Raw genomic sequence first — 9,080 nt, 5'->3', positions numbered from 1 at the left:
GCTTGTAATAATACGAAAATCGGGTATCTTTCCTTCCTAGAAAGGTGATTGTAATACATAGCAATCTCCAAACTGTGGTGGTGCGAAGGTGCTAGTATAAATCACCTTTCTACTTTCTTCACTCCACCGTGTTTAAAATTGCACTTCATGTTTGAATCCAGATATTCGTCGAGAAATTGACAAATTAAATCAATCACATAGTCATCGAGGCTACACTATCGAAATAAAAGATTCTTGTATCAGTACATTCTGTCACGATCATTATGATATCATTCGTGGTGCCCGAGGATTGTCGGGTTATATAAAAATCAATGTTAGGCCATTTATTGTTAATCATATTTTGCAGAATCCTCAAGATCAAGGAGTGTTTAAAGCAATTTATAACCAGCAGACACATAGTTTTGATATGGAAATTTTACAAAAATTAAAGGAAGATAAAATAGAGTTAGTTTTCTGTAACCTTTATTAAGGAAAGTGATTGGTTTCGGACGTTATTTAAATTTGGATAAAATATATCAATCAATAAAACGTTCGAAACCTAACAGTATAAAAAGTATTTTTATTTGAAATATTAAACTGAAAGATGTTGATAAAGAGTTATTACTCCAATAGAAATAAGTACTAACCCGCCCAAAAGCTCAGCCCGTTTACCAATTAAACAGCCAATTTTATTACCCAATAATAACCCAATAGTAACCATTGTACAGGTAGCGAGTCCAATCATTGATGCAGCAAAAAAGATATTAACACTTGCTAATGCTAAGCCAACACCAACGGCAAATGCATCTATACTGGTTGAAATTGCTGTGAAAATTAGCATTAGAAAAGATTTTTTTGATGATGTTAATTCATCTTCTTGGCAATTTCCATCTGACTGTTTCTGGCTGTTATATATCATATTAATGCCTAAAAATAGCATGACAGCAAATACAACCCAATGATCCCATTGTTCAATATATTGCAACGCAATATAACCAACTAACCAGCCAAGCAATGGGGTAATAGCCTCAACAACACCAAATAGAATACCAATTTTGAATGCGCCTAAAATTGGTGTTGATTTAAGTGAAATCCCACGACAAACGGCGACAGCAAAGGCGTCGGTTGACATTGCTAGTGCTAATAATAAAATAGCCCAAAAATTCATGACATATACTCTTGCTTATAATTATTAAAAATTTATTAATATTATAATAATGGATGATGATTTATTTATTTGTTACTGAAAATAGATAATTTGCTATTTTTTTATCACCTTTGTTTTTATAAAGTTCAGCTGTTTTTATAACGTTGTTTCGACGATTAACATCATATTGAAAAAGCTGCTTAAACATTAAGTCAGCTGTTCTTTTATCATTATTTTGGATTGCACAATAACCATATTGTTCATAAGCATCAGCTTTCCAACGATGACGATCGAACTCAATACTCTGTTCAAATTGTTTTTTTGCTTCTTGATAACGATCTCGACCACATAAAAAAGAACCATAATGGATATGATATAATCCATTACCTGGTTGCATTAGAGTAATACGTTTGTAAATCATCTCGGCTTCGTTGTATTCACCAACATGTTGATCAAACATTGCCATGGCTAACATAACTTGGGGATTATTTGGAGAGTATTGTGCAGCTAATTTTAGATTATAATGTGCTACTTTGATATTTTCTTCTGACTCATTTGCTTTAGCAAGATATCCTAACCCAAGTCGCATCCTAGCCAAAGCGGCTTTTTCTGGATCAAATTCATTGTTGTTTTTCATTTGGCAACCCGCTAGTACTATCATCAAAAAATAGCTAGTTATAACTAACAATTTCTTCATCTATCTCTCCTTTTTATAAAGATTTATCCTTATGCTGTTTGCTTAACAAGGTTCTGCTTTTTGTAAAGAGTTCTTTTAGTGCGATCAACAACTTCACCAGCTAATTGGCCACATGCAGCATCGATATCATCCCCCCGTGTTTTACGAACTATTACGGTAAATCCATATCCCATCAATGTTTTCATGAAGCGATCAATTCGTGTATTTGAACATCTTGAATAAGGCGCACCAGGGAACGGATTCCAAGGAATTAAATTAATTTTGCTAGGTACATTTTTTAGGAATTGTGCAAGCTCATGAGCATGTTCAACGTCATCGTTAATTTGATTAAGTAATACATATTCAATAGTTACTTTTCCGTGATTTGCGTTTGAAGACGAAAGATAACGCAGAATTGAATCACGTAGCATAGACATATTGTATTTTAGGTTAATTGGCATAATTTCACTACGAATAGTATCATTAGGTGCATGAAGTGATATCGCTAGCGCCACATCAATCATACCAGCTAGCTTATCTAAAGCGGGAACAACTCCTGATGTCGATAGTGTTACACGCCTTTTTGATAAACCATAGCCAAAATCATCTAACATAATTTCCATAGCTGGTGCAACATTAGATAAATTAAGTAGCGGTTCACCCATACCCATCATAACTACATTAGTAATGGGCCTATCTGCTAATTTTCCGGTGACACCAATTGCATTTGATGCACGCCATACTTGGCCAATAATTTCAGAAACGGTTAAATTACGATTAAATCCTTGTTGGGCAGTAGAACAAAATTTACACTCTAGTGCGCAACCAACTTGAGATGAAACACATAATGTTGCACGATCACGTTCAGGAATATAAACAGACTCAATCAGTTGGTTATTACCAACATCAAGTGCCCATTTTATTGTGCCATCAGAAGAACGCTGTTCTATGGCAATCTTAGGAGCTTTAATTTCTGCTAAAGTCTTTAGTTGTTCACGTAGTTTTTTATTGATATCGGTCATTTGATCAAAATTATCTACACCAAAATGATAGATCCATTTCATTACTTGATCAGCTCGAAACGGTTTTTCACCAAGTGATATAAAAAACTCTCTCAATTGTTGGCGTGTGAAGTTTAGTAAATTTATTCTTTCGTTTATGGAATTAGTTGTATTAAGATTCATTGTATTGGTAGCGTCTAAACAATTTTCAGACGTATTAGATGTAGATGTTGTTAACATAAGGCCTCGTTTTTACACATTATGGCTATTTCTTTTTTTAGGAAAAGGATTATACTGTTTTTAACTTAATCTGGCTATATAGAATATTGGCAACGCTTGAAAGATGAAGAAATCAACAATGTTAAAAAAAATAGGTGGTTTAACTTTAAACTTATCTTTACTTCTATTTCCTACTTTTACCATGGCACAACAGATCACATTAAATAAACTGATTGGACAGTTTGACGAAAAAAAAGATAATGGTTTTATTGCGTTAGATTCAACTATACTACCTGTTAATAAAAAAGGAATGTATCTACAAAAAGAGCCAACCGAACAACTTATAAAAGCCTACAATGATTTTAAAAAAGTTCATCCAGATGTTCCTTTTATCATAGTAAGTGCAACGCGGAATTACACTTACCAAAACGGTATTTGGCAACGGAAATGGGATGCTTTATCAGCTAAAATAAATGATCCAGAAAAAATTGCTGAAGAAATTCTAAAATTTTCGTCAATGCCTGGCACATCAAGGCATCATTGGGGAACAGATATTGATATTACCAGCGTTTCATCAAAATATTTTAAGTATGATAAAAAAGGCATCATTTTATATAAATGGCTTCAAAAAAATCTGCCTAAATATGGATTTTGCCAAGCTTTTAATGAAGGACGCAAAGGAGGGTATCAACCTGAAGAATGGCACTGGTCATATAAACCTATTGCTAGCCAATATATTGACCAATACAAAAATATATTGAAAAGTGATCCAGAAGTTATTATGAGATCTTTAAATTTTATAGGGCGCGATAAAATCAAGCTGGAAAGCCTAGTTAAAGAGTATGTATTAACGGTGAATGCTGATTGTTATTAATATATTTTTATTATTAATGTTTTCTCCAATAAGGCAAGCATATTGTTACAATAAGGCCTCCACCATCACGATTAGTTGCTTGGATAGTACCGTTATGCATAATGACGGTCTTTCTGGCAATTGCTAGTCCTAGACCATAACCTTTACCTAATTGTGGAGACTGAATACGGACAAATGGTTCAAAAATACTTGATAACTTATTTTCTTCAACACCAGGACCTCGATCTTTAACTTCAATTTGTAAATACTTACCTGTTTCTTTTAGTGAAACTTCTACGGCTTGCTCAGCTTTTGAAAAGCGAATAGCATTTCGGATAATGTTTTCAACAGCACGACGTATTTGTTCTGAATTACCTTTAACAATTGGATGAGTAATAGATGATAAAGTAAAATGTACTTCAATTAACTGATGATTAGCTTCATAATTAGCATCATTGATTACTACACTTATTAAGTCTTTTAAATCAAAATATTCATCAGTGCGATTATTCATTTCAGCACGAGAATAATTTAGAATTTCGCCAATTAACTGATCTAAACGTTCTGACTCTAACTCTATTCTAGCTAAAGATGTATCAATATTTTGTTTATTTTGTTGAGCAAGTCCAATTGCTAGTTGCAATCGAGCAAGCGGAGTTCTAAGTTCATGAGAAACATCATGAAGGAGAGACTGACGATCAGAAAGTAATATATTAAGTTGCTCAACCATCATATCAAAATCTTTACCTAATTCGCTAAGTTCGTCACGCCTAGGTTTTAGTTTATTGAATAATCTGACAGAAAGATCTCCCTGAGATACCTTGAAAAAACCTTGCCTTAATAACCTCATCGGTCTAGTTAAATTCCACGCTAGAAAGAGGCTAAAAACAAGTCCAACACATATGCCCATTAATACAATGGGCAATGGCATGTTGAACAATGCCTTTTTAACATGATCCTCTTTATCCTCTTTAAATGAAACAGAATAAAGAGTTCCGTCAGGAGCAACAGTCATGCGTTGATAAGCATATGTAGGTGTTTCTAATTCATCGGTTAAAATATTAACTTGATCATTCAATGGAGAAACTAATTTTATTGACAGTAACGTTCTTTCTCGCTCAGGTAAATGTGCTATGAAATTAAGCGTTTCATCTTCACCAGCTACATGTAATAACTGGGCAATCATATCGACTTTCGTAGGCATATGATTGAGAAATCTTTGATTTTTATTTTCTACATAAATAGAAAACGCAATCCAAGTCAATTGGAAGGTAAGATAAAAGATTACCCCAAACGTGATAAGTATTTTCCAGAATAATCGATGATTCATGTCAAGCCTATTTGTTTGTTAACGAATACGGTAACCGACGGCTCTAATCGTCTCTATTGTCACATCATTTTGTGCAACTTGATGTAATTTTTGGCGAATATTGCTGATATGGACATCAACACTACGATCATAAAGTTCTCTTGCTCGACCAAGCCCAATTTCAGATAATTCTTCTTTAGTTACTACTCGCTCGCTATGTTTCACTAATAAAACTAATAAATTAAACTCGGTTGATGTCAAATCAATTACTTGTCCATTCCACGTACAAAGCCGTTGAGGTAGATCTAACATTAAACCATTAAAATGGTATTTTTTATCATCAACCATTTCGACCGAACGTTCATCAAAACGTCGTAAAACTGCACGTAATCTTGCTAATAATTCACGCGGATAACATGGTTTTGGAATGTAATCATCAGCACCTAATTCCAAACCCAAAACGCGATCAATATTATCACCCTTAGCAGTTAACATAATAACAGGCATATTACATTGTTGACGGATGCTTTTCAGGACATCAATGCCATTAATATCTGGTAACATCACGTCTAAGATTGCTGCACGATATTTACCTGATAGCGCTTCATCAATACCATCTTTACCTAAATAAACACTTTTGATATTAAAACCTTCATTAGTCAAATATTCGCTAAGCATTTGTGATAATTCAATATCATCATCTATTAATAAAATATTTATCATAATCGCAATCGCCATTGTTATCTAATTATAGGTTTTTACATTATTGCAATAATAAAAAAAAAGTCAGGTTCTTTTACTAAAATATTACATATTTTAAACTATTCCTGATTATTTAATTCACTATTAAATAATGTAAAAAGGTTTAAGACATAACTATATGTATTAATATATTTTTTCACAATAACCACCATAACCATTATGCTACTTTCTAATGGTTATAAGTAGGTATTATTCAAATCTTAATTAAGATAGACTAAAATAGTCAGTTTACTTAACACTAAATGTTCCACCATTTAACATTACTAAAGTTAATATGGAGATAAAAAATAGAACAACAAGTAATCTGGCAACAATTAATTCAATTGGTAAAACATGATGTTTTACCTGCAGTTGGTTGTACAGAGCCCATATCTTTAGCTTTGGTTGCAGCTATTGCGATCTAACATAGTAGCAACAAACATTGAAAAAATTGATGCTTATGTTTCGCCTAATTTAATAAAGAATGGTAAGGTGGTAACTGTGCCAGGTACTGGTATGGTTGGATTACCTATTGCTGCTGCCATTGGCGCAATCGGTGGTTGGGTATTATGAGCCTATTGATATGGCTATTTGTAGTATGATTCGTGATTTATCTGGTATTATTTGTGATGGTGCTTCAAGCAGTTGCGTAATGAAAGTATCAACTTCAGTGTCTCCTGGATTTAAAGCAGTATTAATGGCATTAAGCCAAATTAGAGTGATAGATAAAGAAGGAAGGAATTGTTTTTTGATAGCGTGGAAACATCAATCAATAATCTTGGTACCATTGTAGTCAAAGCATGAATATTTGCTTTATGATAAAATATTAGGCTTTTAGCGATTTTAATATAAGCAATCAGCATATTTTTAAAAAAATTACTGGACAATGTTATTTTTTATGCGTAATATTTCGTCCTGATTCTATGGTGGCTATAGCTCAGTTGGTAGAGCCCTGGATTGTGATTCCAGTTGTCGTGGGTTCGAATCCCATTAGCCACCCCATTTTATTAAATAGAAAAGCTAACGGCGAGTAGCGCAGCTTGGTAGCGCAACTGGTTTGGGACCAGTGGGTCGGAGGTTCGAATCCTCTCTCGCCGACCATTTTTAAATAAAAAGCTCGTTCATTTAGTTGAGATTTTTTGTTTCAAAATAGACTATTTTTTCATCTGTTTGTTCCAATATGCACAACGAATTGATCCAACTAAGAAAAAAGTGTTGAGAACATATAACTTATTATAAATAAGTTGACTAATAATCCAATTATTTCAAAAAATAAAATACTGATTATTAATCATTGTGTTATGATAATTTGTTTTTCTGTTCGTTATTGTGGTTGTTTTGTCTTTTTAATATATAACAGCATGTTATTATATTCCTACCTACAAAAATTATTCTTATCTTACTTGTTTTATGGTGATATTTTGTTTTAATAGATAAAAATATCTCTTTATATAACCTCTATTTATTGGGAATAAATTATGAAAAATGTTGGTTTTGTAGGATGGCGTGGAATGGTGGGTTCTGTTCTTATGCAACGTATGGTTGAAGAACATGATTTTGATTATATCAATCCTGTATTCTTTTCTACTTCTCAAGCAGGTCAAGCAGCTCCTATCTTCGGTGGTAAAACAGGTACATTACAAAGTGCAGATAATATTGATGCATTAAGGGCATTAGATATTGTTGTGACTTGCCAAGGTGGTGATTATACCTCAAAGATTTACGCAAAATTACGTGCAACAGGTTGGCAGGGTTATTGGATTGATGCAGCTTCAACGTTACGCATGGAAGATGATGCAATTATTGTTCTTGATCCTGTAAACAAAGCTAATATTCATGCTGCTTTAAATAGAGGTATTAAAACTTTTGTAGGCGGTAATTGTACGGTTAGTTTGATGTTAATGTCATTAGGTGGGTTATTTGCTGAAAATCTTATAGATTGGGTTTCTGTTTCGACTTATCAAGCGGCATCTGGTGGTGGTGCTCGCCATATGCGTGAGCTATTAACTCAAATGGGTATGCTAAATGCCGAAGTAGCAAAAGAGTTACAAGATCCGCATTCCTCTATTTTGGATATTGAGCGTAAAGTGACACAAAAAATGCGTGATGGTAGTTTACCTACTGATAATTTTGGTGTGCCATTAGCAGGAAGTTTAATTCCTTGGATCGATAAAGCGCTAGATAATGGACAAAGTAAAGAAGAGTGGAAAGGGCAAGCCGAAACCAATAAAATTTTGGGAACAAGTCAGATTATTCCTGTTGATGGACTTTGTGTTCGTATTGGAGCTTTGCGTTGTCATAGTCAATCGTTTACGATTAAATTGAAAAAAGATATTAGTGTGCCAGAAATTGAAAAGCTTCTTGCTGCACACAATGATTGGGTAAAAGTCGTGCCGAATGATCGTGATGTTTCGATGCGTGAACTTACCCCAGCAGCAGTAACAGGCACTTTAACAACACCTGTTGGGCGCTTACGTAAATTGAATATGGGCAAAGATTACCTTTCTGCTTTTACGGTTGGTGACCAATTATTATGGGGTGCGGCTGAACCATTACGTAGAATGTTACGCATTTTAGCCTAATTAGAAATAAAATAGAAAAACCCGATTTATCGGTTTTTTTCAGATTGATGACAAACCTCGATATAATTCGGGGTTTATTTTTTTATTTAAACCATAAACAGGATTTTTAATTTGGATTTTATTAAATAAATTAAAAAATGGCCTAAAAAAACGTAACAAAAATAGCTTTATCGCTATTTTCTTGATATTTTGATCCGTTGCGGCCAATAAACACTGCATTTGAACCTGTGCTCTTCCCCTAAATCTTGCATAGCGATGTCCGTGGTGTTGTTTAGCATCAGCAAAACTGCGCTCAACCGTCTCTTTTCGCCGAGCATAGACTTTTTTACCCCACTGACTTAAACGAATCTCATTGGCTTTCTCTTTATCTGCTTCCCAGATATGGCGTGTGATGACTTTCTGTGTATTTTTACTCTGTGTACACTGTGACAATAACGGACAGACTTTGTGTAACTATCCCCTAAAATAGTACAGCAAAAAAGTAGAAAATTCTCTATGATAAAAGAAAAGGGGGATTTAATTATGAAAAAAATGACTCAACATCAAATCGTCGCTATTTTAAAAGAAGCTGAA

Annotated in this window: 9 protein-coding genes, 2 tRNA genes and 2 pseudogenes; 7 read left to right on the top strand and 6 right to left on the bottom strand. The window is 33.8% G+C overall.

The features are described 5' to 3' along the window. The first annotated feature begins 151 nt into the window (after window positions 1-151). Window positions 152-469, top strand: coding sequence for a ClpB D2-like domain containing protein (locus tag B9N71_RS08435; RefSeq protein WP_085165509.1), 318 nt, complete (start codon window positions 152-154; stop codon window positions 467-469). A 102-nt stretch (window positions 470-571) separates the two neighbouring features. Here the strand turns inward: B9N71_RS08435 and B9N71_RS08430 are convergent, their stop codons facing one another. The 3 genes from B9N71_RS08430 to rlmN form a co-directional block, all read right to left on the bottom strand. After that, entirely contained in the window at window positions 572-1,147 is a 576-nt protein-coding gene (locus tag B9N71_RS08430; protein ID WP_065560205.1) for a manganese efflux pump MntP, read from the bottom strand. A gap of 61 nt (window positions 1,148-1,208) precedes the next feature. Further along, on the bottom strand, window positions 1,209-1,823 hold the full coding sequence (locus B9N71_RS08425; RefSeq protein ID WP_085165507.1) for a hypothetical protein: 615 nt from the start codon (window positions 1,821-1,823) through the stop codon (window positions 1,209-1,211). A 29-nt stretch (window positions 1,824-1,852) separates the two neighbouring features. Next, window positions 1,853-2,986, bottom strand: a complete 1,134-nt coding sequence (rlmN, locus tag B9N71_RS08420) for a dual-specificity RNA methyltransferase RlmN (RefSeq protein WP_143422092.1) — start codon at window positions 2,984-2,986, stop codon at window positions 1,853-1,855. A 175-nt stretch (window positions 2,987-3,161) separates the two neighbouring features. On the opposite strand from rlmN, the gene B9N71_RS08415 reads away from it, so the two are divergent. Next, a complete protein-coding gene (locus B9N71_RS08415) occupies window positions 3,162-3,896 on the top strand; it encodes a M15 family metallopeptidase (protein WP_065590754.1) in 735 nt (244 codons plus the stop codon). A gap of 13 nt (window positions 3,897-3,909) precedes the next feature. Here the strand turns inward: B9N71_RS08415 and B9N71_RS08410 are convergent, their stop codons facing one another. Together B9N71_RS08410 and B9N71_RS08405 are read right to left on the bottom strand one after the other, a co-directional pair. Continuing rightward, complete coding sequence (locus tag B9N71_RS08410; RefSeq protein WP_208610473.1) at window positions 3,910-5,079, bottom strand: ATP-binding protein; 1,170 nt, start codon at window positions 5,077-5,079, stop codon at window positions 3,910-3,912. 144 nt (window positions 5,080-5,223) lie between these two features. Continuing rightward, a complete protein-coding gene (locus B9N71_RS08405) occupies window positions 5,224-5,904 on the bottom strand; it encodes a response regulator transcription factor (RefSeq protein ID WP_034910896.1) in 681 nt (226 codons plus the stop codon). Window positions 5,905-6,233: 329 nt separating this feature from the next. Here B9N71_RS08405 and B9N71_RS13550 point away from each other — a divergent pair. The 5 genes and pseudogenes from B9N71_RS13550 to asd form a co-directional block, all read left to right on the top strand. Continuing rightward, a pseudogene (locus B9N71_RS13550) lies at window positions 6,234-6,486 on the top strand (serine dehydratase subunit alpha family protein); the annotation flags it as partial. Between the two features lie 22 nt (window positions 6,487-6,508). Beyond that, entirely contained in the window at window positions 6,509-6,718 is a 210-nt protein-coding gene (locus B9N71_RS08395; RefSeq protein WP_370738308.1) for an L-serine ammonia-lyase, iron-sulfur-dependent, subunit alpha, read from the top strand. A gap of 133 nt (window positions 6,719-6,851) precedes the next feature. Beyond that, window positions 6,852-6,927 (top strand) — tRNA-His (locus tag B9N71_RS08390). A 22-nt stretch (window positions 6,928-6,949) separates the two neighbouring features. Then, a tRNA-Pro gene (locus B9N71_RS08385) sits at window positions 6,950-7,026 on the top strand. Between the two features lie 377 nt (window positions 7,027-7,403). After that, entirely contained in the window at window positions 7,404-8,507 is a 1,104-nt protein-coding gene (gene asd / locus B9N71_RS08380) for an aspartate-semialdehyde dehydrogenase (RefSeq protein ID WP_085165501.1), read from the top strand. A 39-nt stretch (window positions 8,508-8,546) separates the two neighbouring features. On the opposite strand, the pseudogene B9N71_RS08375 reads toward asd, so the two are convergent. Beyond that, window positions 8,547-8,948: pseudogene (locus B9N71_RS08375) on the bottom strand (transposase); the annotation flags it as partial. Between the last annotated feature and the right edge of the window lie 132 nt (window positions 8,949-9,080).

The organism is Gilliamella bombi (assembly GCF_900103255.1).
GTDB lineage: Bacteria > Pseudomonadota > Gammaproteobacteria > Enterobacterales > Orbaceae > Gilliamella > Gilliamella bombi.
Note: the sequence above shows the minus strand (reverse complement) of the source record. Positions and strands in the feature narration are given on the sequence as shown.